22 protein-coding genes are annotated in these 26,879 nt (G+C 66.4%); 4 read left to right on the plus strand and 18 right to left on the minus strand.

The genetic code is table 11. The annotated features are described in order from the left end of the window. Positions 1-27: 27 nt before the first annotated feature. The 14 genes from GDJ08_RS11975 to GDJ08_RS12040 all read right to left on the minus strand — a co-directional run bounded on the left by GDJ08_RS11975 (position 28) and on the right by GDJ08_RS12040 (position 15,422). On the minus strand, positions 28-1,323 hold the full coding sequence (locus GDJ08_RS11975) for a glycosyltransferase family 4 protein (protein WP_017354710.1): 1,296 nt from the start codon (positions 1,321-1,323) through the stop codon (positions 28-30). Then, on the minus strand, positions 1,320-2,357 hold the full coding sequence (locus GDJ08_RS11980; RefSeq protein ID WP_017354711.1) for a glycosyltransferase family 4 protein: 1,038 nt from the start codon (positions 2,355-2,357) through the stop codon (positions 1,320-1,322). The genes GDJ08_RS11975 and GDJ08_RS11980 overlap by 4 nt, the downstream gene beginning before the upstream one ends. Then, a complete protein-coding gene (locus GDJ08_RS11985) occupies positions 2,354-3,391 on the minus strand; it encodes a glycosyltransferase family 4 protein (protein WP_017354712.1) in 1,038 nt (345 codons plus the stop codon). The genes GDJ08_RS11980 and GDJ08_RS11985 overlap by 4 nt, the downstream gene beginning before the upstream one ends. Positions 3,392-3,393: 2 nt before the next feature. Next, positions 3,394-4,518, minus strand: coding sequence for a DegT/DnrJ/EryC1/StrS family aminotransferase (locus GDJ08_RS11990; RefSeq protein ID WP_026070556.1), 1,125 nt, complete (start codon positions 4,516-4,518; stop codon positions 3,394-3,396). Positions 4,519-4,521: 3 nt separating this feature from the next. Beyond that, positions 4,522-5,154, minus strand: coding sequence for an acetyltransferase (locus GDJ08_RS11995; RefSeq protein WP_017354714.1), 633 nt, complete (start codon positions 5,152-5,154; stop codon positions 4,522-4,524). Continuing rightward, complete coding sequence (locus GDJ08_RS12000; protein WP_165699801.1) at positions 5,151-7,679, minus strand: FkbM family methyltransferase; 2,529 nt, start codon at positions 7,677-7,679, stop codon at positions 5,151-5,153. The genes GDJ08_RS11995 and GDJ08_RS12000 overlap by 4 nt, the downstream gene beginning before the upstream one ends. Further along, on the minus strand, positions 7,660-8,418 hold the full coding sequence (locus tag GDJ08_RS12005; RefSeq protein WP_017354716.1) for an ABC transporter ATP-binding protein: 759 nt from the start codon (positions 8,416-8,418) through the stop codon (positions 7,660-7,662). The genes GDJ08_RS12000 and GDJ08_RS12005 overlap by 20 nt, the downstream gene beginning before the upstream one ends. A 1-nt stretch (position 8,419) precedes the next feature. After that, positions 8,420-9,208 (minus strand): ABC transporter permease, encoded by a 789-nt coding sequence (locus GDJ08_RS12010; RefSeq protein ID WP_017354717.1) that lies wholly within the window; start codon positions 9,206-9,208, stop codon positions 8,420-8,422. After that, the gene (locus GDJ08_RS12015) at positions 9,208-10,617 is read right to left on the minus strand and encodes a glycosyltransferase family 4 protein (RefSeq protein WP_153164930.1); all 1,410 of its coding nucleotides are present in this window, start codon (positions 10,615-10,617) and stop codon (positions 9,208-9,210) included. The genes GDJ08_RS12010 and GDJ08_RS12015 overlap by 1 nt, the downstream gene beginning before the upstream one ends. 51 nt (positions 10,618-10,668) lie before the next feature. Beyond that, positions 10,669-11,853 (minus strand): cystathionine gamma-synthase, encoded by a 1,185-nt coding sequence (locus GDJ08_RS12020; RefSeq protein ID WP_017354719.1) that lies wholly within the window; start codon positions 11,851-11,853, stop codon positions 10,669-10,671. A gap of 127 nt (positions 11,854-11,980) precedes the next feature. Beyond that, positions 11,981-13,351, minus strand: a complete 1,371-nt coding sequence (locus GDJ08_RS12025; protein ID WP_017354720.1) for a pyridoxal-phosphate dependent enzyme — start codon at positions 13,349-13,351, stop codon at positions 11,981-11,983. A gap of 240 nt (positions 13,352-13,591) precedes the next feature. Further along, on the minus strand, positions 13,592-13,810 hold the full coding sequence (locus GDJ08_RS12030; RefSeq protein WP_017354721.1) for an HP1242/YdcH family protein: 219 nt from the start codon (positions 13,808-13,810) through the stop codon (positions 13,592-13,594). 344 nt (positions 13,811-14,154) lie between these two features. After that, entirely contained in the window at positions 14,155-15,024 is an 870-nt protein-coding gene (locus GDJ08_RS12035; protein ID WP_037590765.1) for a coiled-coil domain-containing protein, read from the minus strand. 11 nt (positions 15,025-15,035) lie between these two features. Further along, positions 15,036-15,422 (minus strand): DUF4398 domain-containing protein, encoded by a 387-nt coding sequence (locus GDJ08_RS12040; RefSeq protein WP_017354723.1) that lies wholly within the window; start codon positions 15,420-15,422, stop codon positions 15,036-15,038. A 98-nt stretch (positions 15,423-15,520) separates the two neighbouring features. Between GDJ08_RS12040 and GDJ08_RS12045 the strand changes: the two genes are divergently transcribed. After that, the gene (locus GDJ08_RS12045) at positions 15,521-16,651 is read left to right on the plus strand and encodes a PilT/PilU family type 4a pilus ATPase (RefSeq protein ID WP_017354724.1); all 1,131 of its coding nucleotides are present in this window, start codon (positions 15,521-15,523) and stop codon (positions 16,649-16,651) included. A 42-nt stretch (positions 16,652-16,693) separates the two neighbouring features. Here the strand turns inward: GDJ08_RS12045 and maiA are convergent, their stop codons facing one another. Together maiA and GDJ08_RS12055 are read right to left on the minus strand one after the other, a co-directional pair. Further along, complete coding sequence (maiA, locus tag GDJ08_RS12050) at positions 16,694-17,350, minus strand: maleylacetoacetate isomerase (RefSeq protein ID WP_017354725.1); 657 nt, start codon at positions 17,348-17,350, stop codon at positions 16,694-16,696. A gap of 20 nt (positions 17,351-17,370) precedes the next feature. Beyond that, positions 17,371-18,360: a fumarylacetoacetate hydrolase family protein gene (locus GDJ08_RS12055; RefSeq protein WP_017354726.1), complete on the minus strand. Its 990-nt coding sequence runs from the start codon at positions 18,358-18,360 to the stop codon at positions 17,371-17,373. Between the two features lie 554 nt (positions 18,361-18,914). Between GDJ08_RS12055 and GDJ08_RS12060 the strand changes: the two genes are divergently transcribed. Continuing rightward, positions 18,915-20,300: a DEAD/DEAH box helicase gene (locus tag GDJ08_RS12060; protein WP_136003557.1), complete on the plus strand. Its 1,386-nt coding sequence runs from the start codon at positions 18,915-18,917 to the stop codon at positions 20,298-20,300. 108 nt (positions 20,301-20,408) lie between these two features. Here the strand turns inward: GDJ08_RS12060 and GDJ08_RS12065 are convergent, their stop codons facing one another. Further along, positions 20,409-22,991, minus strand: coding sequence for a M14 family zinc carboxypeptidase (locus GDJ08_RS12065; RefSeq protein ID WP_423669453.1), 2,583 nt, complete (start codon positions 22,989-22,991; stop codon positions 20,409-20,411). Positions 22,992-23,051: 60 nt separating this feature from the next. After that, complete coding sequence (locus GDJ08_RS12070; RefSeq protein ID WP_136003765.1) at positions 23,052-25,706, minus strand: TonB-dependent receptor plug domain-containing protein; 2,655 nt, start codon at positions 25,704-25,706, stop codon at positions 23,052-23,054. 188 nt (positions 25,707-25,894) lie between these two features. Here GDJ08_RS12070 and queD point away from each other — a divergent pair, with 188 nt between their 5' ends. Then, positions 25,895-26,248 carry a 6-carboxytetrahydropterin synthase QueD gene (gene queD / locus GDJ08_RS12075; protein ID WP_017356822.1) on the plus strand — a complete coding sequence of 118 codons (354 nt, stop codon included), beginning with the start codon at positions 25,895-25,897 and terminating at the stop codon, positions 26,246-26,248. A gap of 187 nt (positions 26,249-26,435) precedes the next feature. Continuing rightward, positions 26,436-26,783, plus strand: a complete 348-nt coding sequence (locus GDJ08_RS12080; RefSeq protein ID WP_136003553.1) for a phasin family protein — start codon at positions 26,436-26,438, stop codon at positions 26,781-26,783. Positions 26,784-26,879: the final 96 nt, after the last annotated feature.

Below are 26,879 nucleotides of genomic sequence, written 5' to 3' on the forward strand. Positions count from 1 at the left end.
GAGGTGAAGTGAAGGTCGGCGCGACGCTCACAGGGCAAACATGCGGTCCAGCGCGTCAGCGACCCTGCCGGCGGCGGGACTGTTGCCCGGGATGCCCATCCGGCCAAGCTCACGGCCCAGCGCCTTGCTGGTCAGCAGGTACGGCTCGCATGCGATGAACTCGGGGATGAGCTGATCCAGGCCGGTGGCATAGTGTTTGGCGGAGAACTCGCCGTGTGCCCATTCGCGGGCACGTGCGCCCATCTGCCGACCTTCGGCGCGATGGCGGTCGATGTGCTGGAGCTGTGCAAGCAGTTCGTCTTCGCAATCGCCCTGCGGAATCTTGAGCACGTACTCATCGGGCAGATCGGCATAGAAGCCTGCGTTGGAGACAATCACCGGGACGCCGGACTGCATGCCTTCCACCGCCGACGCAGACGCGCCTTCCAGCGCCGGATCGCGCAGGCAGCAGATGGCATCGGCCTCGGCCATGCCTTCGATCAGGCGTTCGTCGCTGACGCGGCCTTCCAGGGTCAGTCCGAGGAAACCGACCTCGGCGCAGATCGCCTCCAGGCGCCGGCGTTCCTGGTCGCCCACACCGCCGAGCACGTGGTACTCGGTGCGTGCCGCCAGTTCGGGGTCGCGCGCCAAGGCGCGCACGACCTTGTCCACGCACTTGTTCGGATTGACCACACCCAGCGTGCACAGGCGCAGGCGCGAGCGGTCCTCCACCGGCGCGCGGCGATCCTGCGGCACGTTCGGCGCGGGGTAGGCAAGCGACAGCTTATGCACCGGCCCCGGGCAGCGGGCCTGGACCTTGGCGCGGTAGAACTCGGAATGGATGATGCAGCCGAGCAGGTCGGAGACCGCCCACTGCGTCATCGGGAAATGCTCGGCAGCCACGGTCATGATGGTTTCGCTGGTCGCTGCCGCGCACAGTTCACCCGCCTCCTGGCCGTAAAGGCCCTGGATCACGCGCGGGGCATCCTGCGGCCGGCCTTCGGCCTTCAGGCGATCCCAGAACAGGTTCAGCACGAACCAGTCATGCATGACACCGACGAACGGGCGCTTGCGTGCCAGCTCGAAGATGCCGCCGTGGAACCCGTAGTGGTCGCCGATGTTGGCAAATACCAGATCGGCCGTCCGCAGCCACTCCTCTTCCATCGCACTGCCCGGCACGAGTACCACCGGATCGGGCAGCGGGGCATTGAGTGCGGCGTCGCCGGTTTCGGTGCGGTAGATCGCCACATCGTGGCCCAGCGCGCGCAGTTCGGCGACGACATGGCTGCTGAAACGTGCGATTGCCGAAGGACCGCAGTAGGGGCCCGCCCAGATAAGCTTCATCGGGTCAGTTTCTCCACCGTTGTGGCCCAGTTGATGTCCAGGCGGGTCCAGCTTTCGTAGGCGTTCTGCCCACGCTCCAGCGTCACCGCCCGGGTGGCGAAGGCCTGCGTCAGTGCCGCGGCGATCTGCGTGGTGTCGTCGGCGCAGACCCAGCCGTTGTCGCCGTCCTTGATCAGCTCGGTCAGGTCGCCCGAATCGTCCACCGTGATCACCGCCTTGCGGGCCTGGCAGGCTTCCATCGTGACGTACCCGAAGGAGTCCTCGGCCATCGGCAGGTAGGCGCAGGCCAGTGCACCGTTGACGTAGTCGGCGATGGTCTGGCGCGGATGGAAGCCGATATCCAGCTTCACCCGGCCCTGCAGACCGTGCGTCTCGACCAGCGCGCGCAGGCGGTCGGCATCTTCCGGCGTGTCGGCCGGCCCGGCCACGATCAGCTTGACCGGCGCCTTGGTCAGCGCCATCGCCTCGATCAGGCGGTGCTGGCGCTTGCCGGCATTGATGCGGCCACCGGCGAAGATGTAATCGCCGTGGGCGCCACCGGTAAACAGCTCGGTATCGTTCAACGGCGCACGCAGCAGCTCGGACGGAATGCCGTTGTAGTGCATCAGGCGATCCTGCACCGTACGGCCGACGGCGTAGACGCCACGGCCCAGGGAGAAGGCATCGTTGTCGGCCTCGGTGATCGCCGAGCGGATCTGCCGGCCCTCCGGGGTGTTGGGAATATTGCTGTGGCCCGAATCCCACATGTCATAGGCCTGGCGATACTGGTGCGCCAGCCAGAACACCTTGTCATCGAAGGGCAGCAGATAGGCCGGGAACTTCATCGCGATCACGCGATCGACGTTGATCAGGCGCATGCTGCGGCACATCAGCATTTCGCCGACGATGCGTTCCGGCGGATGCCAGGTGAACGGAATGCGCAGCAGCTCGGACTGGTGACCGGCCTTGCGCAGGTTCAGCACCAGCTGATCGGCCAGCTCCTCGGCGCCACCGCGCAGCCCGGGCACCATGTTGTTGACGACCAGTACCTTCATGACAGCAACCGCTCCAGCACGTGGTCCCAATTGATCTTCAGTTCCTGCACGCGCGCCTTGGCCGCCTCACCCATGCGACGGGTGTGCTCACGATCGCGCCACAGTGCATCGATCACCTCGGCCAGCGCACGTGGATCCGGCTCGGCGATCATGCCGTTGACGCCATGCTCGACGAACTCGAGCACGCCGCCCGAATCGGTGGTGGTGATGACCGGCTTGGACGATTGTGCCGCCTCCAGCGAGGGATACCCATAGGAATCCTCGTCTTCCGGCAGGTACGCCGCCGCCAGCGCGGTGGACAGCCACTGCGCCTTCTCTTCCTCGGTGATCCAGCGGTCCACGCAGGCCACGCGATCCTGCAGCCCTTCGGCCACGATGAAGGCGCGCAGACCATTGGTGTAGCCCGGCCCGCTGCTGGTGCCGCACAGGCGCAGCTTGACCGGCGTGGTCACGTACTTGAAGGCCTCCAGCAGCAGGTGCTGGCGCTTGTGGTGCTCCATCCGGCAGATGTAGACGATCTCGTCGCCCTGCTGGTCGTTGCGGAAGTGCGACACGTCGAACAGCGGCGGATACAGCACCTCCGCGTTCAGGCCGTTGTAGCGCTTGACCCGGTCGGCGACCACCTGCGAGTTGGTGAACAGACGGTGTGATTCAGCCAGTGCCGTGGTATCGGCCCGCACCAGCGCCCCGCGTAATGCGCGATGACGCGCATCGTCGGGGAAGCCGCGGTAGGAGGTGTCCCACATGTCGTAGTACATGCGGAAATGGTGGATGAACCACGCCACCTTCTTGGGGTGCTGGATCAGATGCGCCGGCGGCCGGGTGGTGATCACCCGGTCCACCGAATCGGACAGATCCATCATCCGGTACGCGGCCATCTGCTGCAGCAGGTCGGTGGGGGTCTCCACCATTGGCAGGTAGATGATCTCGACCTCGTGCCCGTGTTCACGCAGTCGGCTTCCGAGCCAGTCAACGATGAAGCGCGCTCCACCATTGACGAAGGGGACGAACGAGGAGCAGATGGCGATACGCAAGGTCAGCTGCCCACGCGTCGCAGTGCCGACACCAGCGAGGCGACCACGCGCTCGATGTCTTCGGCTTCCAGCTGGGCATGCGTCGGCAGGTTGATGCCACGCGCGGCCTGGTCGTTGGCGACCGGGTAGCGGCTGCCATCCTCCAGGTACGGCGGCAGCACGTGCATCGGATAGAACACCGGGCGGGTTTCGATCCCGTCGGCATCCATCAGGCGCATCACTTCGTCGCGCTGCGCGTCGGTCAGACCGGTCAGCAGCACGGTGTACATCCAGTACACGTGGTGCGCGTAATCGGCCACGACCGGACGCTCGATGATATCGGCATGCGCCGCCAGGGCCTGCTCATACCAGCCAGCCACCTTCTGGCGTGCTGCCAGGGCATCGTCGATACGCTCCATCTGCGCCAGGCCGATGGCGGCGGCGATGTTGGTCATGCGGTAGTTGAAGCCCACCACCGGGAACCAGTAGCGACGCTTCGGGTCCATGCCCTGGCCACGGTACAGGCGCAGGCGCGCGGCCAGTTCGTCGTCATCGGTCGTGACCATGCCGCCTTCACCGGTGGTGACGATCTTGTTGCCGAAGAAGCTGAAGGTCGCGCAGTCGCCGATGCCGCCCACGCGCTTGCCGTTGTACTCGGCACCGTGTGCTTCGGCAGCGTCTTCGATCACCTTGAGGTTGTGCTTGCGCGCCAGTTCCATCACCGGCCCCATGTCGGTCGGGTGACCGTACAGGTGCACCACGATGATGGCCTTGGTGCGCGGGGTGATCCTGGCTTCCAGCTGGGCCGGATCCATGTTCATCGTGCCGGGTTCGGAATCCACCAGCACCGGCTTGGCATTGCAGTACGCCACCGCATTGGCGGTAGCGATGTAGGTCAGGGTCGGGATCAGGACTTCATCGCCTTCGCCGATACCCAGTGCGACCAGTGCCAGATGGATGGCAGTGGTGCCGTTGTTGATGGCTACCGCGTGGCGCACGCCACAGAAGTCGGCGAAGCTCTGCTCGAACTTGCCGATGAACTCACCGGCCGACGAGATCCACGTCGAGTCGAGACACTGTTCCACGTACTTCTTTTCGTTGCCGGTCAGGCTTGGAACAGCAACTGGAATCCGCTTTGACGCCAACATTGATCAGTCCTTGTTTTTAATTTGTCTTGCCGGCACGCCAACCCAGGTTCCGGGCGAGGCAATGTCCCTTACCACGACCGTACCGGCGCCAACGACGGCACCGTCCATGATCTTGACCCCGGGAATCGCACGCGTCCCGGCGCCCATGAATACGGCGGCACCGACCTCGACGCCGCCCGCAAGGGCGCTGCCAGGTGCAACGTGGGAATAAGGCCCGACGACACAGTCATGGTCGATGGAGGCGTTTGTATTGATTATAGCAAACTCACCAATCCGGGCGTCCGCATTCACCACGGCACCCTCCATGATGGCGCAGCCGCGGCCGATCCTGGCACTGGGGGATACGACCGCCGATCGCCCGATTGCGGCGACCATGTGCAACCCGAGCGCGGCGACGGAGGCGGCGACTTTCTGACGCAGGCGATTGTCACCGAGCGCCACGAACGCCGCATCCACGCCCTGCTCCATCAACCGCGGCAGTTCAACACGCTCGTCGCCCAGCACCGGCACGCCATTGACCACCTGCCCCACCCGCCCCGCGTCCAGGCATGCCACCACCTCGTGCCCTCCGCAGCGCAGCAGGTCGATGATCACCTTGGCATGGCCGCCGGCACCGATCACGGCGACCCGGCTCATGCGGCGGCTCCCGTATTCATCGTGGACGGAAGCGTGCTGCCCGGGCGGCACAGCAGGATGTTGGAGCTGACTTCGTCGCGCAGCGCGGCGAACGCCTCCACCGGCAGACAGGCCCCGGTGAGATCGTCGATGCGGTACAGGTCGAAGCCGTGCCGCTCCCGGAATGCCTCCCAGTCGGCCTCGCTGGTCCCGGCCCGGCCGAGGTGCGACACCGCATACTCTGCCACCACGCCAATCTCGGGATTGGCCGCCAGCAGTCCTTCCATACCGGCCAGGACGTCCAGTTCAGCGCCTTCGACGTCGATCTTGACCAGATCGATCCGCCGTTCGCCCAGCAGGCCATCCAGGGTTCGCACGTCCACCCGAACGGTCTCGACCTCTTCATCCAGCGGGTACAGCGAGCTGTGGCCGGCAACAGCGCCGACGTGGAAGGCACGGCCATCCTCGTCCTGGGCGCCCAGCGCCACCGGCAGGACCTTAACCTGCGGCTCAACGCCGCTCAGCCGCAACGATGCCCGCAGGTGTTCAAGGGTGCGCGGCATGGCCTCGATGGCAATCACCTTGCCGCCAGGGCCAACGGCGTGCGCCGCCGCCACGGTGTGCAGGCCGATGTTCGCACCGGCGTCAACGAACACGTCACCGGCCTTCAGCGCATGCTCGATGAACAGGCGCAGACCGCGCTCCACATCGCCGCTGTCGAGCAGGCACATGGCCAGCAGATCGTCGCTTTCGCTGCAGGAGAAGGAACCGAACTCGGTGGCGATGATCCAGCCGTCATGGCGGCGCAGGACGCGGCGCGGAGAGGCGGATGCCCCTTGTACCGCCAGGCTGTCCAGCTGCGCCTGCTGCGCGTCCACGCGCTGCTTGATGCTCAGCAGCAGCTCCAGCATCTGACCGACTTCGATCTCGCCGTTGTCCAGCTTCTGGTGCACCAGCCCGACCAGGTGCAGCGCCTGGATGGCTGCGCTCTCGTTGGTCTGCGGTGCGCCACGGGCGACCACGCCCAGGCCATCCACGCGTTCACGCAGCGCGATCAGGTGCTCATGGATCGCGTCCACGTCCACTTCCGGGCGCGCATCCATCGCCTGGACGCCTTCTTCCAGGGTCTCCTGCAACAGCGTGCGCAGGCGCTCGCGTTCGGCCTCATGCCGCTCCTCCATCTGCTGGAGGGTGGTATGCAGGTGCCGGCGCAGCTCATCACCGTCGGCCCATTGGCGTTCGATCACGCTCTGCAGGCTCGACTCGATGCTGCTCTGGGACTGGGTCGCGCGCTCGTGCTGCTGCTGCAGTGACAGGTGCAGCTGCTCGCGGAGTTCACGGATGCCGGTGATCGCATGGCGCGCGTGTTCCTCGCCCTGCTGCTGCACGCGTCGCAAGGCCTGGTCCATGCCGGCCAGCTTGGTATCCACGCTTTCGAACTCACGCAGCATCCGGACCGACTCGCTCAGGGTCTTGTTCAAGGTATCCAGCACGACCGCCACGTCCCGGCCCAGGCCGTCGGTGGTGGCCACGATGGTCTCCAGATTGTCGGCATGCTCGGTGCGGCTGGCTTCCTGCAGCCGCTCGACCTGCTGCGCCGATTCCTCGATGGCCAGCAGGCGCGCGTGGTTCAGTTCAAGGCGATGGATGATGGCATCCACGTCGGAGCCGGCCTTCTGCCGTTCGCGCTCCTGGACCCGTGCATCGATCTCGATATTGTCCACCCGCTCGGCAAGCTCGCGGGTCTGGCGCGCCGAATCGATGCGGATCTGGTCCAGCTGGTAGCGCATCTCGGACAGGTTGCGGCTGACCCGCCGCATCCAGCGCACCACGCGCACGACCGGATTCTTGTCGAGCAGCACCATGCGCCAGATCGGGCCGCGCTTGGCCAGTTCGCGGATGGTTTCGGTTGGACTCTGCGTCAAACGTTCCATTGTCGAACTCCCGTCATGCGCCGGCGCGGTCGCGTCGGCTGGTTCGTCCAGGGGTATCGTCTGGGCAACGGCGGCCGGAGCGACCACGGCGGCGGGACCGATGTCCATGAACTGCAGCGACCGGACCTTGAAGCCCAACAACCGGTTGTCGTCACCCAGGCTCAACGCAGTGGGCGACATCGGGTTGGCGACCTGGAATTCGATCCGGATCATCGGCACCTTGCCGACCATCCGCACGTCGCAGTCGGCGCTGATGCTCGACCAGCCCGACCCGTTGGCCAGGACCTGGTGCGCAGGTCCGCCATTGATCCCGATCGATACCAGCGCACGGTGGCCGGCCGCTTCGAACGCCAGCGCCCCCATGACCACCCGATAACGCCGATCGGCGCTGACGTCGCGCAGGCGGACATCGATCGAGCTGATCGCCCCGCTGGACCAGATGCCGTCGGTCTCCGGCAGCGCGAAGCCGCGCATGGTCACCGCATCCATGCTGGAGTACGGCGAGCTGCTCAGGACAACTTCTTCGCCTGGCGCCAGGTAGCCATCGCTGGCCCGGGACTGCGCCGCCATGTCGGCGGCGTTGCGGACCGCATTACCCAGCGTGAGATTCAATGCCATATCCTTCTGACTTGAGTTGTGAGACCGAAATTTCCCGCAGCGTGCCGTGATTCAGCACGAACACCCGGTTGCAGTACTCGGCGATCGTCTCCGGCGAGTGCGAGGCCAGACAGAAGATCTGCGAGGACTTGATGAACTCGCGCATGCGCTTGGCCGCGCGTTCCTTGAAGGCTTCGTCGCCGACGTCGAACACCTCGTCGACCAGCAGGATGTCGGGCGTGGTGCAGGTGGCCACGGCGAACATCAGGCGCATCGCCATGCCCGCCGAGTAGGTCCGCACCGCCAGCTGCAGGAAGTCGCCAAGATCGGTGAATTCCTCGATCTCGGGGATGCGTGCGTTGATCTCCTTCAGCGGCAGGCCAAGCATCATGCCCATGCGGCGGATGTTCTCGTAGCCGGACAGTTCGGGATCCATGCCGGCACCGACCTCGAACATGGTGGCGACGCGGCCGACCCGCTCGATGCGGCCTTCCAGCGGCGTGTAGATGCCCGCCATCGTGCGCAGCATGGTGCTCTTGCCGGCGCCGTTGTGACCAACGATGCCAACCGCATCGCCGCTGCGCAGGCTGAAGGAGACGTTCTCCAGCGCGGTGACCTGGGTCACCTGGCCGCTGCCGGCCATCAACCGGCCACCGGTTGCGATGCCGACCAGGTTGCGGCGCAGCGACAGGCTGTGCGAGTTGTAGATCGGGTAACGCAGGGTGACGTTTTCGAAGGTGAGCTTGGCGGTCATGTCAGATCCAGAAAGGCAGGCGCAGCTTGGCTTTGTGCAGGAACCAGAAGGCCAGCAACCAGCCCAGCACCGCCATCGCCACCAGCACCAGGTAGGTATGCAGGCTCGGCACGTGGCCCAGCATCGGCGCGCGCAGCACCTCGATCAGATAGGTGAAGGGGTTGTATTCGAGGATGGCCGAGGAGAAGGGCAGGAATTCCAGGCGGTACATGACCGGGCTGATCAGGAACAGCATCGGCATCACCGAGGCCACACCGTACTCCAGGTCGCGATACCGGGCGCCCATCACGCCGAACACGAACGACAGCCAGAGCAGGTTGGCCACGACCAGCAGCATCCCGGGAATGAACAGCAGCGTATTGAGGTTCACGTCGATGCGCATCACCACCGCGACGATCACGAACACCAGCAGGCTGTGCACGAAGTTGACCAGGTAGCGGGTCACCACGCTCATCGGGTGCACCGACAAGGGCATCACCACGTTGCGGATGATCGAGGCCTGGCGCACGAACAGGCCGCAGCTCTCGATCAGTACGCCGGACAGCATCTGCCAGATGATCAGGCCGGCGGTCAGCGTGGGGATGAACTTCTCACGCTCGATGTTGAGCAGCTGGCTCCAGAGCAGGCCCAGACCGACCACACCGATCGCGGTGGCCAGGGATTGCCAGAAGGGCCCCAGGATGCTGCGACGGTAGCGCGCACGGATGTCGCCCATCGCGATGTAGAAGGAGACCTTGGCACCCTTGATGCCCTCCTGCAGGTCTTTGAAGGTGGTGGAATAGCTGTGCATCAGTGCGGACTTCCCTGAGGTGGCGTCATTGTCGCCGTGGCATTGCGTGACATCTGGGGGGTGCCGTTGATCGCACTCAAGCGTGCGATGAGTGCGGCGGCGGCGCGTTCGGGGGACAGCGTCTGGAGAACCGAGGCGCGCGCACGCGCGCCGATCGCATCGGCCAGCCCGGGCTCGTCGGCCAGCCGGCGCATCCAGTCGGCCGCCTGACCCTCGTCGGCGGCGGCCCAGCGCTGGCCCTCGTGGTGGGCATACTCGCCCTCCTCGACCGGCACCAGCGTGTAGCCGACCAGGGCGCTGTTGTCGGCATCCATGAACTCCATGTTGCCCGACCAGGCCGTGCCGATCACCGGCTTGCCCTGGGCCATGCACTCGGCCAGGCCGAGACCGAAGCCCTCGGCATGGTGCAGCGACACGTACACATCCGCGCAGCGCTGCAGCGCCTGCACGTCGGCCCGGTCCAGCACATGGTCGCGCACGACGATGCGGGCATCGTCGCCGATGCTGTCCAGCAGCAGCTTGAGGCGCTCGGGATTGCGGTGTCCGTTGCTGGTCTTGATCAGCAGCTGCACGTTGCGGTCGCGATCGGGGAACGCGCGCTGGAAGGCACGGATCACCGCGAATGGATTCTTGCGGTGCACGAAGGAGTTGAAGTCGAACGACGTCATGAACACGAACGCACGCGCGTCGATGCCGAAATCGGCCCGCTGCAACCCGCTGTCGCCGACGTCGCTCAACGGCAGCGGCACGCACAGGATCGGCTTGTCGGTAACCCTGGCGAACGCATCGCCAACGTACTGCGACGCCACCAGAATCTCGTCCACCAGTTCAAGTGCCGGCAACCAGGAGGTCGGAATGTTCTCCAGCTCCCAGAACCAGCACGCGATGATGTACTTGCCGGCCAGGCGTGCCTCGCCGATCTGGTCCAGCGATGCCTGCAGGTAGTCCGGATTGATGAAGACCAGGTGCACGCCGTGCGGTGCGTCCTCGCGGATATACGCGTCCAGGCTGCGGTCGTTCCAGTCGTGGGGCAGCTTGATGTCCACGTCGATCAGCGCGGTGGGGTAGCCGGCACCCAGCAGGGCGCGCGCGTACATGCGCGCGCACTCGGCCAGGCCGAACTGCCCGCGCAGGTAAGCAAAGACGTTCACCCCCTGCTCCGGCCCGAAGACCGTGGTCTGGTCGAACAGCCGGACCGGCGCGTCGGTGACGGGCTGCTTCTTGGCGGCCCAGCGCTCGCTGTTGGCGAAGCGGACACCGACCAGTTCCACCGGCGCGTTCAGGCGCGAGGTGACCCGGTCGCGCAGCGACGCCGGGACATGCTGGTACACCGCTTTCAGCCACGGTTGGCGGATCACCCACTGGACCAGGCGGCGGCGGAAGGGGACCTGGAGGGTCGTGTTATGCAACCTGCTTTACCTCGATGAAAAAACGAAGGAACAACCGGCGGATCGGCGGCGTCAGCCCGCCAGCGCCCGCTCCAGATCCACCTGCAGATCCCCCAGGTCTTCCACGCCCACGCTCAGGCGCACCAGGGCATCGCTGATGCCGAGCTGTTCGCGGCGTTCGACCGGGATCGAGGCATGGGTCATGACCGCCGGATGGTTGACCAGGCTTTCCACGCCACCCAGCGATTCGGCCAGGGTGAACAGCGTGGTGCGCTCGCAGAAGCGCTTGGCGGCCTCGTATCCGCCCTTGAGCACGATCGAGACGATGCCGCCGTAGCCGTTCATCTGGCGCGTGGCCAGTTCGTGCTGCGGGTGCGAGGTCAGGCCGGGGTAGATGACCTTCTCCACCGCCGGGTGCTTCTCCAGCCACTGGGCCAGGGCCAGCGCATTGGCGCAGTGGGCCTTCATGCGCAGCGGCAGGGTTTTCAGGCCGCGCAGGGCCAGGAAGCTGTCGAACGGGCCCTGCACGCCCCCGATGGAGTTCTGCAGGAAGGCCATCTGCTCGGCCAGCTCGGGGTTGTCGCCGACCACGACCATTCCACCGACCATGTCCGAATGGCCGTTGAGGTACTTGGTGGCCGAGTGCAGGACCAGGTCCGCGCCCAGTTCCAGCGGACGCTGCAGCATCGGCGAGGCGAAGGTGTTGTCCACCACCACGATCAGGCCGTGGCGCCTGGCGATGGCGGCCACCGCGGCGATGTCCACGATCTTCAGCATCGGGTTGGTCGGGGTCTCGATCCAGACCATCTTCGTCTGCGCGGTGATCGCCGCTTCGAAGGCAGCCAGGTCGGTCAGGTCGACGAAGCCGAACTGCAGCCCGGCGGTGCGGCGGCGCACGCGCTCGAACAGGCGGAAGGTGCCGCCGTAGATGTCGTCCATCGCCACCACGTGGCTGCCGGCATCGAGCAGTTCCATCACGGTGGAGCTGGCCGCCATGCCCGAGGCGAAGGCGTAACCGCGGGTGCCGCCTTCCAGCGAGGCCACGCAGCGCTCATAGGCGAAGCGGGTGGGATTGTGCGTGCGCGAGTACTCGAACCCCTGGTGCTCACCCGGGCTGGACTGTGCATAGGTGGACGTCGCGTAGATCGGCGGCATCACCGCACCGGTGCTCGGGTCCGGCGACTGGCCGCCGTGGATGGCCAGGGTGGCCAGGGCGAGCGCGCGGGCGTCGTGCGCGGAGGAAGCGTGATCGGACATGTTGTTTCCCAGCCAGAGGGGCCCCGGAGGGCCCCCGCAAAAGGAGCGGAAGTCTATCAGCGGCAGCTTAATCAGCCATTGACGCGGATAAACGGGAGTTCAGAGCAGCGCGCGCGGCCTGCCGCGGTTACTGGACCCGCCGGCGCAGGTAGTTCAGCAGGTCGATGCGGGTGATCAGGCCCAGGAAGCTGGCACCGTCCATCACAATGGCCACCTGGCCGCGGTCGAATACCGGCAGCAACGCCTCGATCGGGGACTTCACGTCCAGCCGGTCCAGTTTGCTGACCATCGCGGTGGAGACCGGGTCGCGGAAGCGCGCTTCATCGCCGTACACATGCAGCAGCACGTCGCTTTCGTCGACGATGCCGACCAGCTGGTCGCCATCCATCACCGGGAGCTGGGACACGTCATACAGCTTCATGCGCTGGTAGGCGGTGGTGAGCAGGTCGTTGGGACCGATCACCACAGTGTCGCGCTGGCCGTACGGGCGCAGGATCAGGTCGCGGAGGTCGCCGTGCTGCGGGCGCTCCAGGAAGCCGTTGTCCAGCATCCAGTAGTCGTTGTACATCTTGGACAGGTACTTGTTGCCCGTGTCGCAGACCAGGACCAGCACCTTCTTCGGGGTGGTCTGGGCCTTGCAGTACTTGAGTGCGGCGGCCAGCAGGGTACCGGTGGAGGAGCCACCGAGGATGCCTTCCTTGCCCAGCAGCTCGCGCGCGGTGTGGAAGCTCTCGGCGTCGCTGATCGCATAGGCCGTGGTGACGCGGCTGAAATCGGCGATGGAGGGCAGGAAATCTTCGCCGATGCCTTCCACCAGCCAACTGCCCGACTTGTCGTTGAGCACGCCATCATTGATGTACTCGGCCAGGATCGAGCCGACCGGATCGGCCAGCACCAGTTCGGTCTTCGGCGACAGCGTGGCGAAGGCGCGCGACAGGCCGGTCATGGTGCCCGAGCTGCCGCAGCCGAACACGATCGCGTCCAGGTCCCCGCCCATCTGCTCGAGAATCTCCGGACCGGTGCCGAACTCATGCGCCGCCGGGTTGTCCGGATTGCCGAACTGGTTGATGAAGTAGGCGCCGGGGGTTTCCTCGGCCACGCGCTTGGCCATGTCCTGGTAGTACTCGGGGTGGCCCTTGGCCACGTCCGAACGGGTCAGGCGCACTTCGGCGCCCATCGCCTTGAGGTTGAAGATCTTCTCGCGGGACATCTTGTCCGGCACGACCAGGATCAGCTTGTAGCCCTTCTGCTGCGCCACCAGCGCCAGGCCCAGGCCGGTATTGCCGGCAGTGCCTTCCACCAGCGTCGCCCCGGGCTTGAGATCCCCGCGCTGCTCGGCCGCCTCGATCATCGACAGGCCGATGCGGTCCTTGATCGACCCTCCGGGATTGGCGCTTTCGAGCTTCAGGAACAGCTCGCAGACGCCGGTATCCAGGCGCTGGGCCTTGACGATCGGGGTCTGGCCAATGAGGTCGAGTACGGAGGAGTGGATTGCCATCGGGTCACATCGATTCGCGCCGCAGAGCGGCCGGACCGGTGATTATCCGACGGTTGACGCCGAATGTCAGGTTGGCGGGCGCGATAGGCGTCGAACCGCCAGATTCATCGGGGCCGGCCGGGCGAGCGCATCGGCAGCGGCAGGAGCGACGCGGACGGCACCCGTCGACGAGGTGACAGGTACCGCCCGCGGCGGTGGGGTGCCGGGTGCCGACCGCCTTGGGCCGGCACCCGAATAGCGTCAATGCGTGGGGGAGTCGTACATCCGTTCCAGCTTCTGCTTGGTCAGCAGCTTCTCACGCTTCATCTGGCCCAGGGTGAGATGGTCTATCGGAAGCACGCCCAGCTCGGCATCCATGCACTTCTTGTTCAACTTCTGGTGCCGTTCGTAAAGCGCCTTGAATTCCGGATCACGCTTGCGACGTGCATCGATCTCGCTCTGGGGCTGACCTTCAAACATGATGAACCTCCTATCGCTTCTTGCTGAAACAAGAACGCCCCGGCCTTGCGGCACGGGGCGTTGCTTTGGGGGCGGAGCACGCGGCGCGGCGGGCGTCCTCGACACAGCCTGCGTCCAACCCATGCGGGGCGACAAACGGCTGTGATTCGCGACGCTGACGCATTACCGGCCCTCCAATCGTCCGGGCCGCGGAGGCGTCCCGGACAATTGACCCTACGCTTGCTTGGGAGGCGGTTCAAGCGTTTCAGAAGATATTTTCGACCCCACCAAGGTGGGGTTCAGCCTGAACGCGCAGGACAACGAAAATTCAACAAAAACAGCAACCTGCCGATACCCGGCCGGCATCAGGGCGCGATGATCACCTCGGCCGACCGGGCCTTGGTGGCCGGCGCCTTCTTGCCAGTGGCCTGCAACCGGCTGGCGCTGACGCCGGCGGCCACCAGGGCATCGCGCAGGGCGTCCGCGCGCTGCTGGCCGACCCCGGCCGCGGCATCGTAGGCCTCGATCCGCACCCGCCCCTTCCTGCCGATGTTCAGGTACTCGGCCAGGGCCTTGGCCTGCCCCTTGGCCCCGCTGGACAGGGCGCCCTTGCCGGCGGCGAAGGCATCGCCATTGAAGGTGAACACCTCCCCGCGGGTATCGAACTTGGAGCCGGGAAGCTTCTGGCCGGACACCAGTTCAGCCTCTTCCCGGGCCAGCTTGGCCGCGCTCTGCTGGGCCGCGCTGAGACGGGCGGTCTGCTTGCCGGCGACGCTGGTCAGCGCGGTCTCGGCATCCTGGCGGGCCAGCGCCTCGGTTTCGGCCGCGATCCGCAGGCGCTCGCTTTCCTCGGCCTGGATCTGGGCCTGCACGCGCAGGCGCTCGGCCTCCTGGCGGGCACGTACCGCATCGCGGCGGCTGGCCTCGATCAGCAGTTCGCTGCGGGTACGCTCCAGGCGATCCACCTCACGCTGGGCCAGGGCGGCACGCACGCTGGACTCGGCAATCTCGACCCGGCGTTCGGCCAGATAACGGGCCTGGTCGACGTCGCGGCGCTTGGCCTTGGCCAGGTCGGCCACGGCCTGCTGGGCCTGCAGGCGCTGGAACGCGGCCAGTTCGGCCGTGTCGGGATTGGCCTGGATCGTCAGCAGGCGCTGATTGAGCTGGGCCACGGCCGGGTCTTCGGCGGCCAGGCTCGTGAACGGCAGGGACAGGCTCAGGGCCAGCAGCAGCATGCGGGTGTGCTTCACGGGCGGTCTTCTCCGGTGGCGAGCTGGCGCTGCAGCTGGGCCACCTCGTTGCGCCGCAGTTGCAGCTGCGCGGTGGCGGTGGCTTCTTCGCTGCGGGCCCGGGCCAGGTCGGCATCGACCGTGGCCCGCAGCGCCAGCGCCGGGGCGTTCTTGCGCTCGCGGCGATCGCCGGCGGCGCGCTGGGCCTGTTCCAGCCCCTGGCGCGCGACGGCGATCAGATCCGGTGCGTACTGGTCGGCATCGGCCTGGGTGGCCTTGTCCACGGCCTGACGGGCCTGCGCCAGCTCCAGGGCCGCTTCCTGCGCCGTGGCGGTGCCGGCAAGCGCTAATGCGCACACCATCACATACAGAGGGTGTCGTATTTGTGCGAAGCTAGTTTTCATTGGGGTGCCGTCGCCGGGTTGTCTGTGCGCGGCCATTGTCGGAAGCCTGCGGCGTGCTTGCAACGGTACGCCGCTGATTTGTTGGGGAAACATTGCGCATGGATATCGGCTACTTCCTGAAGCTGATGACCGAAAAGAACGCTTCGGACATGTTCTTGACCACCGGAGCCCCGGTGTACATCAAGATCGAGGGCAAGCTGTACCCGCTGGGGAACACCGGCCTGCCGCCCGGCATGGTCAAGAAAATCGCCTACTCGCTGATGGACGAGGGCCAGGCACCGCAGTTCGAGCGCGAGCTGGAGCTCAACATGGCCATCGCCCTGCCGGACGCGGGGCGCTTCCGCGTGAACGTGTTCAAGCAGCGCGGCGAAGTGGGCATGGTGATCCGCGCCATCCGCAGCAAGATCCCCAGCATCGAGGAGCTCAACCTCCCGCAGGTGCTCAAGGACGTCATCATGACCCCGCGCGGGCTGGTGCTGGTGGTCGGCTCGACCGGTTCGGGCAAGTCGACCTCGCTGGCCTCGATGATCGACCACCGCAACAGCACCACGACCGGGCACATCCTCACCATCGAGGACCCGATCGAGTACCTGCACAAGCACAAGATGTCCATCGTCAACCAGCGCGAGGTCGGCCTGGACACCCACGCCTTCCACAATGCGCTGAAGAACGCGATGCGCGAGGCGCCGGACGTGATCCTGATCGGCGAGATCCTGGATGCGGAGACGATGGAGGCGGCGATCGCCTTCGCCGAGACCGGGCACCTGTGCCTGGCCACCCTGCACTCCAACAACGCCGACCAGACCATCGAGCGCATCCTCAACTTCTTCCCGGAGAGCGCACATCGCAACGTGCTGATGAACCTCTCCCTCAACCTGCGCGCAGTGGTCTCCCAGCGGCTGGTCAAGGGCAAGGACGGACGCCGTCTGCCGGCCACCGAAGTGCTGATCAACACCCCGATGATCCGCGACCTGCTGCGCCGCGGCCAGGTGCACGAGATCAAGGCGGCGATGGAAGCCTCGCTGGAGGAAGGCATGGAGAGTTTCGACCAGTGCCTGTTCCGGATGGCCAAGTCGGGGATCATCGAGCAGGAGGAAGCGCTGCGCGCGGCCGACTCGCGCGATGGCCTGGCGCTGAAGTTCCGCCTGTCCGAAGGCGGCAGCGGCGAGCACGACCCCTACGCCGATTATTCGGCCGCCACCCCGGCCGCGATCACGCACGGGTTCTGATCCGGCGCCGGTGGGTACCGACCGTTGGTCGGTACGCCTTCGTCAGGCCGACGCGTCGGCCTGGCTTTCCGGCTTGGCCGCCGCGAACGCCGGCAGGGCCAGGCACGCCGCATCGATGCGGACCAGGGTTGGGTACGGCTCCAGGTCCAGCTTGAAGCGGCGCGCGTTGTACATCTGCGGTACCAGGCAGCAGTCGGCCAGGGTCGGGATGTCGCCGTGGCAGAACCGGCCGGTATCGACCGATTCGACCAGCATCCGCTCCATCGCGTCGAACCCCACCCGGATCCAGTGCCGGGTCCAGTCGTCGCGCTCGGGCTGCGGCACGCTCCAGGTATCGCTGAAGAACTGCATCACCCGCAGATTGTTGAGCGGATGGATGTCGCAGGCCACCAGCTGGGCCAACGCCCGCACACGCGCCCGTCCTTCAGCGTCGTCGGGCAGCAGCGCCGGGTCCGGGAACACCTCGTCGAGGTACTCCAGGATCGCCATCGACTGCTGCAGCACGCGTTCGCCATGCCGCAGGGTCGGTACCAGCTCCTGCGGATTGAGCGCGGCATAGGCGGCGGTGTGCTGCTGTCCGCCGTCGCGCACCAGATGCACCGGCGTGATCTGGTGCGGCAGGCCCTTCAGGTTCAGGCCGATGCGCACGCGGTAGGCCGCGCTGGAGCGCCAGTAGCTGTACAGCTCGATGCGGTCCATGTGCGCTCCGTAACGTGCGTTCAGGGCTTGACTGCCTGTTCGATGCGCTGCTCGATCGCACCGAAGATGCTCTTGCCGGCGGCATCCAGCATTTCGATCCGGACCACGTCGCCGAAGGACATGAACGGCGTGCTCGGCTTGCCGTCGCGCAGGGTTTCAACGGTGCGCTGCTCGGCGAAGCACGAGGCGCCCTTGCTGGTGTCTTCGTTGGCGATGGTGCCCGAGCCGACGATCGCGCCGGCGCCCAGCGGGCGGGTCTTGGCCGCATGGGCAACCAGCTGGGCGAAGTTGAACTGCATGTCCACCCCCGCTTCCGGCGCGCCGAACCAGACACCATTGATATGCGTGACCAGCGGCAGGTGCACCTTGCTGTCCTGCCAGGCCTCGCCCAGCTCGTCAGGGGTGACGAACACCGGCGACAGCGCCGAGCGCGGCTTGGACTGCAGGAAGCCGAAGCCCTTGGCCAGCTCGCCCGGGATCAGGTTGCGCAGGGAGACGTCGTTGACCAGGCCCACCAGCTGGATGTGGCCGGCGGCCTGCTCGGGAGTGACTGCCATCGGCACGTCGTCGGTGATCACCACGATCTCCGCTTCCAGGTCGATCCCATAGTCCTCGCTGACCACCTTGACCGCATCGCGCGGGCCGTAGAAGCCGGCGCTGGTGGCCTGGTACATCAGCGGATCGGTGTAGAAGCTCTCCGGCACCTCGGCACCACGGGCGCGACGGACGCGCTCGACGTGCGGCAGGTAGGCGCTGCCGTCGACAAATTCATAGGCCCGCGGCAACGGTGCGGCCAGCGCCTGCATGTCGATGTCGAACACCCCGTCGGCGCTGCCGTCGTTGAGCGACTCATACAGCGCGTTCAAGCGCGGCGCCACGTGGCTCCAGTCTTCCAGGGCCTGCTGCAGCGTGCCGGCGATGCCGGTGGCGCGCACGCCGTGGGCGAGGTCGCGCGAGACGACGATCAGGGTGCCGTCGCGGCCGCCTTCCTTCAAAGAACCAAGCTTCATGGGTGGGTATCCGGGATCGCTGAAAATAGGTTTCAAGTGTAATCAAATGCGCGGCGCAGCCAAGCTGCGTTGCGACAGAAATCCACCATAAACGATACCCCCCCGCCGTGCTGGCCGGGCCCGTGCGGCAACGGCCCTCCGTCCTGCGCGCCACGGCGCCACCCCGCGCTCAGGATCGGGGGGCCATGTCCTCCAGAGGCAGGCGCGCCCCGCGGCGATGGACGTGGGCCATGCGGCGCTCGTCGGCCTTTCCCTGCCCTTGGCCCATAACTGAACAGGTCGATTTGGTATGGATCTCAAACATCCGTTAGACTAGGCGGGTCTGCAGCGGCCGTCCGTTTCCCTTCGGGATCGCCGGCGATATGGATCAACGATCCGTCGCCCGCCCCCACTCCGACGCCATTCGTCATGCATTCCAGTCTGCGCACCGCGCCGGCTGCACCCAATTCTCGCAGCGCGGTTTACGGGAACGCTCCGAGTCAGCCGATCTCAATGATCTGCCTCACGTCCGGCCATTCGGCCTGGCGTTACTTCGTTTTTGGAGCTTCCACCCGATGTCTTTTGAATCGCTGGGCCTTGCGCCCTTCCTGCTGCGTGCCTTGGCCGAGCAGGGTTACGACACCCCTACCCCGATCCAGGAACAGGCCATCCCGCTGGCCCTGGACGGCCGCGACCTGCTGGCCGGCGCCCAGACCGGCACCGGCAAGACCGCTGCCTTCGGCCTGCCGCTGCTGCAGCATCTGGCCACCAACCCGCAGGCCGTCAACGGCCCGCGCAAGCCGCGTGCGCTGGTGCTGGCACCGACCCGCGAGCTGGCTACCCAGGTGCATGACAGCCTGCGCGGCTACAGCAAGTACCTGCGCATTCCGAGCGCCTGCATCTACGGCGGCGTCGGCATGGGCAACCAGTTCGACGTGCTGCGCCGTGGCGTGGACCTGCTGGTGGCCTGCCCGGGCCGCCTGATCGACCACCTGGAGCGTCGCAGCGTCGACCTGTCCGGGATCGAAGTGCTGGTGCTGGACGAAGCCGACCGCATGCTCGACATGGGCTTCCTGCCGTCGATCAAGAAGATCCTGGCCAAGCTGCCGCGCCAGAACCGCCAGACCCTGCTGTTCTCGGCCACCTTCGAGGAGAGCATCAAGCAGTTGGCGCTGGAGTTCATGCGCAACCCGGAACAGATCCAGGTCACGCCGAAGAACACCGTCGCCGAAACCATCACCCACCGCGTGCACCCGGTCGATGGCGCGCGCAAGCGCGAACTGCTGCTGCACCTGCTGGCCCAGGACAGCCGTGAGCAGACCCTGGTGTTCGGCCGTACCAAGCACGGCTGCGACAAGCTGGCCACGTTCCTGGAGAAGTCCGGCATCAAGACCGCGGCGATCCACGGCAACAAGAGCCAGGGCCAGCGTCTGCGTGCCCTCGGCGACTTCAAGGCCGGCCGCGTGACCGTGCTGGTGGCCACCGACATCGCCGCACGCGGTATCGACATCAACGAGCTGCCGAAGGTCATCAACTACGACCTGCCGATGGTGGCCGAAGATTACGTGCACCGCATCGGTCGTACCGGCCGCAACGGCTCGACCGGCCAGGCGATCTCGCTGGTGGCGCAGGACGAGGCCAAGCTGCTGCGCCAGATCGTGCGCCTGCTGGACAAGGACATGGACATCCGCGACGTGCCGGGCTTCGAGCCGCAGACGCCGATCCGCTGGGGCAACAGCGCGCCGGGCAAGGCCGAGCAGCCCGGTGGCGACCGTTCGCCGCGCAAGCACGCGCGTCGTCCGCACAGCGAGGCCCCGCGCCACGCCCATGCCGGCCCGAAGAAGGCCGGTGGCGGCCAGCGCGATGGTGCCGGCCGCGGTGCGCCGCGTGGCGGCCAGCCGCAGGGCCAGCGCCGTGGCAGTGGTGGCCGCGGTCCGGGTGGCGGCAGCCGCGCGGGCTGATCCGTTCGCGGAGTGCTGAAACAGAAAAAGGGCGACGCATTGCGTCGCCCTTTTTCATTGCGCGGGGGTCCGGGGTTGGCGTGGAGGGCCGCCGGGCAGAGCCCGGCTCTACCCGCGTTGCTTGGCCGGGTTGAGCTGGTTGCCGAAGAAGATCGCGTTCAACAGCAGCCGCTCGGTGCCGTGCCAGTACTTGCGGTGCGCCGGATCGTCAGCGAACAGGACCACGTTGCCCTGCCCCTGCGGCGAGACCAGCAGCCATGCCGAGCCCGCCACGCGGTTGCGGTTGGCCTCGGACAGATAGCCGTTGACGCGCGGCGTGGCGTCGATGCGCACCACCGTGGAAAACGGATTGCGGCTCGGCTTGAAGCTGATGCCGTTCTCCTTGTTGACCGCCAGTTCCGTGCGTGGCAGGCCGAAGCCCAGCGGATGGCTGGTGTCCACATCGGCACTGAGGATGTTGCCACTCACCCGCTCGATCGCGGCGATGTCGCGCTGGTCGCCGAATGCCCGGCGCGAGGCATCCGGTTGCGTTTCTTCTGCGCCCAGCACTTCGTCGGCGAGCTTCTGCTCGATCGCCCAGCGCGCGGCGCTGCCATAGGTGACCAGTGATCCACCGGCGTTGATCCAGCGCTTCAGCGCCGCCACCGCGGCCGCGTCGACACCGGCATAGGTGCCGCCGGCGAGCACGATCGTGGTGTAACGGTCCAGCGTGACCTTGCCCAGCTGGGCCGGGTCCAGCTTGCTGGCCGGCAGCCGCACCTGCTGGTCAAGCAGGAACCACGCCGATCCGATCTCGGTGGCACTGACGCCCTCGCCCATCACCAGCGCCACTGCCGGTGTGCGCAGCGATTTCACGCTGTCGCTGCCCAGGTCGATACCGCTGCGGCTCTGGCCACTGGCCACCGCGTACAGGCGCACACCACTGTCGCGCGCGATCTGCTCGACCGCCGCCAGCAGTTCCCCTCCGGCCAGCGGCTGGCCGGCTACCGGAATCACCACGCTGCCGCGCGCGAACGACTGCTCGCCGTCGGCGGTGGCCGCCGTGAACGGCTGGAAGGCGGCACGGGTCTTCAGCCCCCGTGCCTGCAGCGCGTACAACGCCTGGCTGGCGTTGTAGTCGCGCCAGTCGAGCACGTACGCGAAGCCGGCCTGGCCGCCACTCACGCCCCCCTGTGCCGGTGCCACTGCGGTGATGCGCGGACCGCCGTCGAGGCGGCTGCGGCTGCCGGCAAAGGCCACCCCGTAGGCCGGCGCGATGGCGTAGGACGTGCTGCCATAGAACACGTCGCCCTTGATCGGCGGTGTGTCGGCGAAGATCGAATGCACCAGTCGGAACTGGGGCTGTGCGGTCGGCACCACGTATGCACTCCCGGGGAGGAAGCGCTGGCCGTCCACGGTCACCGCCGCGGTCAGCGGCTGCACGGTGATCCGGTGCTGCAACAGCAGGTCGAGCAGTCGGGCGGTCAGGCCGGGATCATGCGCGTCGCCGAACACGAATGCCTTCACCGGCTGCTGGCCCGCCTGCGTCAGCGCGGACTGGAAGAAATCCTTCTGCAACGCAATCAGCCCGTCGCGTTCGGTGACCGCACCGCGCACGGTGCCCAGGCCGGTGGCCACCTGGTTGCGGATGGTGAAGGGGAACGTGAGCAGGCCGTTGACCGACTCCTGCACGCGCCCGCGCGAGCTGGCCTGCTCGACCGTCACTCCGACGGCACCGTGGAAGTCGGGGTAGGTGGAGCCGTACACCGGCGAGAAGTTGTCGAAGTTCTCGCCGGTGTAGTACAGCGAGCCCAGCGCATCCAGCGCCTGTGCGTGGTACCTGGCCAGGGTCCTGTTGAACGCGTACGACGCGGCCGGGATCAGCGGGCTGTGCATGCTCGCCGGCGACGGCTCGAAGTAGTAGGTGCTGTCCTTGCCCATCTCGTGGAAGTCGATCTGGACGTTGGGATACCAGCGATGGAAGTAGGCGATCTTCGGCCGCGTATCCTGCTGGGTCAGCGCCAGCCAGTCGCGGTTGAGGTCGGTGAAATAGTGGTTGGTACGTCCCTGTGGGAACGGTTCGACGTGTTCCTTGTCGGCCGGATCGGCCGATGCCGGCGACGACGCGTGGGCGTTGTGCCAGCTTGCCGCGCGGTCGCGGCCGTCGGGGTTCTGCGCGGGATCGAACAGCACCACCGCCCGATCCAGCCACTGGGCGGTGTCGGCACTGCGGTTGGCCACCAGGTAGTAGGCAGTCAGCAGTGCCGCCTCCCCGCTGGAGGTTTCATTGCCGTGCACGCTGTAGCCCAGCCAGACCACCACCGGGCTGTTGCCGGCCGCCGACAGCGGCTGTGCCGGATCGGCCAGGGTGACGTGCTGGCGGCGGAGGGTCTCCAACTGCTGATGGTTCTGCGCCGAGGTGACCGTGGCGATCAGCAGGGGGCGGCCTTCGTAGCTGGTGCCGATGCGCTCGACCTTGATTTTGTCCGAATGCCGGGCCAGTTCGTCGAAATAGGCCACCAGCTGGTCGTGGCGGGTGTAGCGGCTGCCGATCTCGTAGCCGAGGAACTGCTGCGGGGTGGGAATGGACGGATCGAAATCACCGCCCTGCGGAAAGAAGTACGCGCTCTGCGCGAAGGCTGGCGCAGCCAGCAACCAGAGCGATCCCACCAGCCAGGCGATGGGACGTGACACGACACGATGCAAGGACACAGCGATTCCCCATGAAACGGGAGCCGGCGTGCATGCCGGCCCCGATGGTGACGGACGTGGTCAGAAGCGGTAGTCGAAACCGACCGTGACATAGCGGCCACGCAGGTCGTACTGACTGAAGTCGTACGGCGCGCGGATGCCCGGGAAGGAGGCGTCGTACGGCGGTTCCTCATCGGCCAGGTTCTGGATCTTGGCGTACAGGGTCAGCTTCTCCAGCCCGGTGTAGGCCAGGTACAGATCGAACTGGCTGTAGGCATCCACACGATCCTGCACCGCGGTGGCGGCGGCGCTGGCCTTCTGGTCATAGCCACTGGTGTAGTACCAGGTCAGCGCGGTGCGGATGTCGCCATAGCTCCAGTCCAGGGTGGTGGTGGCCTTGTTCCTGGGCAGCGTGGCGCCCCGGTTGCTGCCGGCATAGTCCACCAGCGGCCCACCGACCACGGTGGGGCGGCGGTAGCTGCGCACGTGGGTGAAGGCGCTGCTGAGCCCGAAGTCGCCGGCGCGCTCGGTCGGGAAGCGCTGGCGCAGTTCCACGTCGACGCCGGAGGTCTTCAGTTCGCTCAGGTTTTGGTAGCGGTTGTACACCGCCAGCAGCTTGCCGCGCTCATCGCGCAGGACCGCGCCGGGCACGTTGTCGGTCACCAGGGTCTGGGTGTTGTTGGTACCCACCAGGTTCTCCAGCTCGATGCGGTAGTAGTCCACGCTCAGGCTGGTGTTGGACCACGGCGACAGTACGATGCCGGCGTTGAAGCTCCTGGTGCGTTCGGGCTTGAGGTCGTTGTTGCCGACGGTGAAGAAGGTCGGGTTCTGGCGCGAGCCCGGCACGTCCGGATCACGCGGGTCGATCACGCTGCCGTAGGCGATGCTGGTGCTGTTGGAGTTCTCCGACAGCGACGGCGCGCGGAAGCCCCTGGAGGCGGCGGCACGCACCAGCAGGATGTCCCACGGCTGCCAGCGCAGGCTCAGCTTGGGCGAGAACGCATCGCCGAAATCACTGTAATGGTCGGCACGCGCGGCGGCCTGCAGTTCCAGCCGCTCGGCCAGCGGCACATTGACCTCGGCATAGGCTGCGGTGACCTTGCGCTCGCCGTGCACCTCGGCGATGGCCGGGCGGATCTGCAGGCCGGCATCGATCTGCCACGGGTTGTTGGAGTCGAGCTTCTCGCGGCGCCACTCGGCACCGGCGGCGAAGCCGATCTCACCGGCCCAGGTGTGGCCGAGCGCACCGGATATCCTGGCATCCACGCCCTGCAGCACCGATTCGGCCGGCCGCAGCGTGCTGATGTTGATGGCGTTGAGCACGTCCGGTGCGGTTGCGGACGGGTTGAGCAGGTTGTAACTGCCATCGGCCAGCGCCGCAGCCAGCGCATAGCGGTTGGCAAAGCCGCCGGAGACGGTTTCGCGCTCGCTGCTGCGTGCGCCGAACGCGCCCACTTCCCAGTCCCAGTTCTGCAGGCTGCCGCGCACCCCGACCAGGCCGCGGTAGGCCTGCGACCGGTTGGTCTTGATGGTCGGCCCAAGGTTGAAGAAGGTGTACTCGATCGGCACCGCGCGGCCATACGGGTTGTACGGGCTGCTGGCGGGCAGGTTGGACGACACCGGCTCGGCCAGGCCGGTATCGGCATTCAGAGCGAAGCGGCCGCTTTCCAGGGTGAAGAACGGGCTGCTGCCGAACCAGGAGACGCCCTTGATGTCGCTGTACAGCACTTCGCCGAAGGCTTCGACGGAATCGTTCACGCGGAAGGTGCCGTTGACGTAGGCCTGGTAGCGCTTGGTGGAGGGAATCAGCGTGGTGTACGGCGCCTGGTTGAAGCCGCAAGTATTGCCGGCAAGGCCGTCGATCGGCGCGCTGGCCACCAGCGTGGTGCCTTCCGGGCAGTTGCCGCTGGCATCGAGCATCGGCACCGAAGCGCCGTTGATCAGATAGCGCGCGCCCTTGGCCGACCAGCCGTTCCAGCGGCCGCCGGGCGTGTCGGTATAGATGCCGGACCTGGTGAGGTCGCGCTGGTCCTGGTCCAGGCGCTCGCGGTTGTAGCCTTCCAGGCTCACCAGGATGTTGTAGCCATCGGTGTCGAGGTCGCCGATGCCGCCGATGAACTTCAGGTTCTGCTCGTCCAGCCCGCCCTGGTCGGCCGTGCCGAGGCTGCCACCGAGGTCGGCGCCCTGGAAGTTCTGCCGGGTGATGATGTTGACCACACCGGCTACTGCGTCGGAGCCGTACACCGCCGAGGCGCCGTCCTTGAGCACTTCGATGCGTTCCACCGCCACCAGCGGCAGCGCGTTGAGGTTGACGAAGGTGTCTGACAGGCCGCCGGCCGGGAAGCCGTAGTTGGCCAGGCGGCGCCCGTTGAGCAGCACCAGCGTGTTCTTCTGCGACAGGCCGCGCAGGCCGATACCGGCCGAACCGGAGGCCCAGCCGTTGTTGGTGGTTTCGTTGGTGGCATTGCCGGTGTTGGCCGAGATCGAGCGCAGCAGGTCGGCGACGGTGGCCTTGCCGGTCTCCTCCAACTGCTGGCGGTCGATCACCTGCACCGGATTGGCGCTTTCGGTGTCGGTACGTTTGATGTTGGAGCCGGTGACCCGCACCGCGGCGAGCGTCGTGCTCTCGCCGGCGGCATCGGCAGCGGCGGTATCGGCGGAGGAATACGCCAGCGCAGGCAAAGGCGTGGCCAGTGCAGCGGAAAGAGCCGCTACAAGAAGAGTGTGCTTGGGCATGAACTTCAGTGGGGTGGTGGACGACAAGTTCCGCAGTAGTCCATGCCTGGCCGGCGGGCGGCCAATAACATCTCTTCATACGGATATAAGAGAAACTAACATCTCTTCATCCGGATGGAAATGTTTTTGTGAGGGCGACGTGGCATCTCGCGCCCACCCACGGCCAGTGAGCCCAGTACAATGGGCCGATGGAAATCTTCAAAGTCTTCACCCTCGAGGCCGCGCACCGCCTCCCCAACGTGCCGCCGGGCCACAAGTGCGCGCGCCTGCATGGCCACTCCTTCCGTGTGGAGCTGAAGGTGGAAGGCGAGCCAGGCGAACAGACCGGGTGGATCATGGATTTCGGCGACGTCAAAGCCGCCTTCCAGCCGATCTACGACCGCCTGGACCACCACTACCTCAACGACATTCCCGGCCTGGACAACCCGACCAGCGAACGGCTGGCGATCTGGATCTGGGACGAGCTCAAGCCGGCGCTGCCCCAGCTCAGCGAAGTGACCGTGCACGAGACCTGCACCTCGGGCTGCCGCTACCGCGGCTGAGGCCTGGAACGCGGCAGCAGGGCCGGCCACTGGCCGGCGACCGCCCGATGAACACCGCAATCTGCAAGACAACCCATTGATCTGCAAGTGGTTTGACTGAAACCGGACCGTAACGGGCAGGAATTTGTTGCATCGCAATAAATTTGGCGTATGCTGCATTGCATCAACGTTCTCGAGCCGTCCTGCCATGACGTCCGCGTTCACCGATTCCTTCAGCGACTACACCCGCCAGCTGGCCGCCACGGCCACGCGTGCCAACCGGCTCGCACTGGAGAATGCCGAAAGCATGTTCGGCGTGCAGTTGAAGACGCTGGAGAAGAACATCACCGCCACCAGCGGGTTCTTCGGTGAAATCGTGCAGTCACAGGAACCGGGCACGCTGTTGCCCAAGGGCGCCCAGCTGGCCCGCGACAACCTCGCGCGCTGGGCCAGTGCCCACCAGGAAGTGGTTGGCCTGGGGCTGAAGGCCTCCGAGGCGTTCGGCGAACTGGCGCGGCAACCGTTCGCAGGCGCTGCCGGTACCGGCCGCCGCTGAACCCCATCGACATCGCATTTGCGTGGGTCCCTCCCCCCACGCAATCCCAGACCCGACAGAACCCTCCCTCTGTCGGGTCTTTTTTTGTCCTGGCTC

Source organism: Stenotrophomonas nematodicola (genome assembly GCF_009467805.1).
Lineage (GTDB): Bacteria > Pseudomonadota > Gammaproteobacteria > Xanthomonadales > Xanthomonadaceae > Stenotrophomonas > Stenotrophomonas nematodicola.

Bases quoted from the DNA above. Each gene is read 5' to 3' on its own strand.
- GDJ08_RS12055 (WP_017354726.1), bottom strand. From the start codon at position 18,360: ATGAAGCTTGGTTCTTTGAAGGAAGGCGGCCGCGACGGCACCCTGATC.
- GDJ08_RS11990 (WP_026070556.1), bottom strand. From the start codon at position 4,518: ATGTTGGCGTCAAAGCGGATTCCAGTTGCTGTTCCAAGCCTGACCGGC.
- GDJ08_RS11995 (WP_017354714.1), bottom strand. From the start codon at position 5,154: ATGAGCCGGGTCGCCGTGATCGGTGCCGGCGGCCATGCCAAGGTGATC.
- GDJ08_RS12005 (WP_017354716.1), bottom strand. From the start codon at position 8,418: ATGACCGCCAAGCTCACCTTCGAAAACGTCACCCTGCGTTACCCGATC.
- maiA (WP_017354725.1), bottom strand. From the start codon at position 17,350: ATGGACCGCATCGAGCTGTACAGCTACTGGCGCTCCAGCGCGGCCTAC.
- GDJ08_RS12025 (WP_017354720.1), bottom strand. From the start codon at position 13,351: ATGGCAATCCACTCCTCCGTACTCGACCTCATTGGCCAGACCCCGATC.
- GDJ08_RS12045 (WP_017354724.1), top strand. From the start codon at position 15,521: ATGGATATCGGCTACTTCCTGAAGCTGATGACCGAAAAGAACGCTTCG.
- GDJ08_RS12060 (WP_136003557.1), top strand. From the start codon at position 18,915: ATGTCTTTTGAATCGCTGGGCCTTGCGCCCTTCCTGCTGCGTGCCTTG.
- GDJ08_RS11980 (WP_017354711.1), bottom strand. From the start codon at position 2,357: ATGAAGGTACTGGTCGTCAACAACATGGTGCCCGGGCTGCGCGGTGGC.
- GDJ08_RS12070 (WP_136003765.1), bottom strand. From the start codon at position 25,706: ATGCCCAAGCACACTCTTCTTGTAGCGGCTCTTTCCGCTGCACTGGCC.
- GDJ08_RS12080 (WP_136003553.1), top strand. From the start codon at position 26,436: ATGACGTCCGCGTTCACCGATTCCTTCAGCGACTACACCCGCCAGCTG.
- GDJ08_RS11975 (WP_017354710.1), bottom strand. From the start codon at position 1,323: ATGAAGCTTATCTGGGCGGGCCCCTACTGCGGTCCTTCGGCAATCGCA.
- GDJ08_RS12030 (WP_017354721.1), bottom strand. From the start codon at position 13,810: ATGTTTGAAGGTCAGCCCCAGAGCGAGATCGATGCACGTCGCAAGCGT.
- queD (WP_017356822.1), top strand. From the start codon at position 25,895: ATGGAAATCTTCAAAGTCTTCACCCTCGAGGCCGCGCACCGCCTCCCC.
- GDJ08_RS12035 (WP_037590765.1), bottom strand. From the start codon at position 15,024: ATGCTGCTGCTGGCCCTGAGCCTGTCCCTGCCGTTCACGAGCCTGGCC.
- GDJ08_RS12020 (WP_017354719.1), bottom strand. From the start codon at position 11,853: ATGTCCGATCACGCTTCCTCCGCGCACGACGCCCGCGCGCTCGCCCTG.
- GDJ08_RS12010 (WP_017354717.1), bottom strand. From the start codon at position 9,208: ATGCACAGCTATTCCACCACCTTCAAAGACCTGCAGGAGGGCATCAAG.
- GDJ08_RS12040 (WP_017354723.1), bottom strand. From the start codon at position 15,422: ATGAAAACTAGCTTCGCACAAATACGACACCCTCTGTATGTGATGGTG.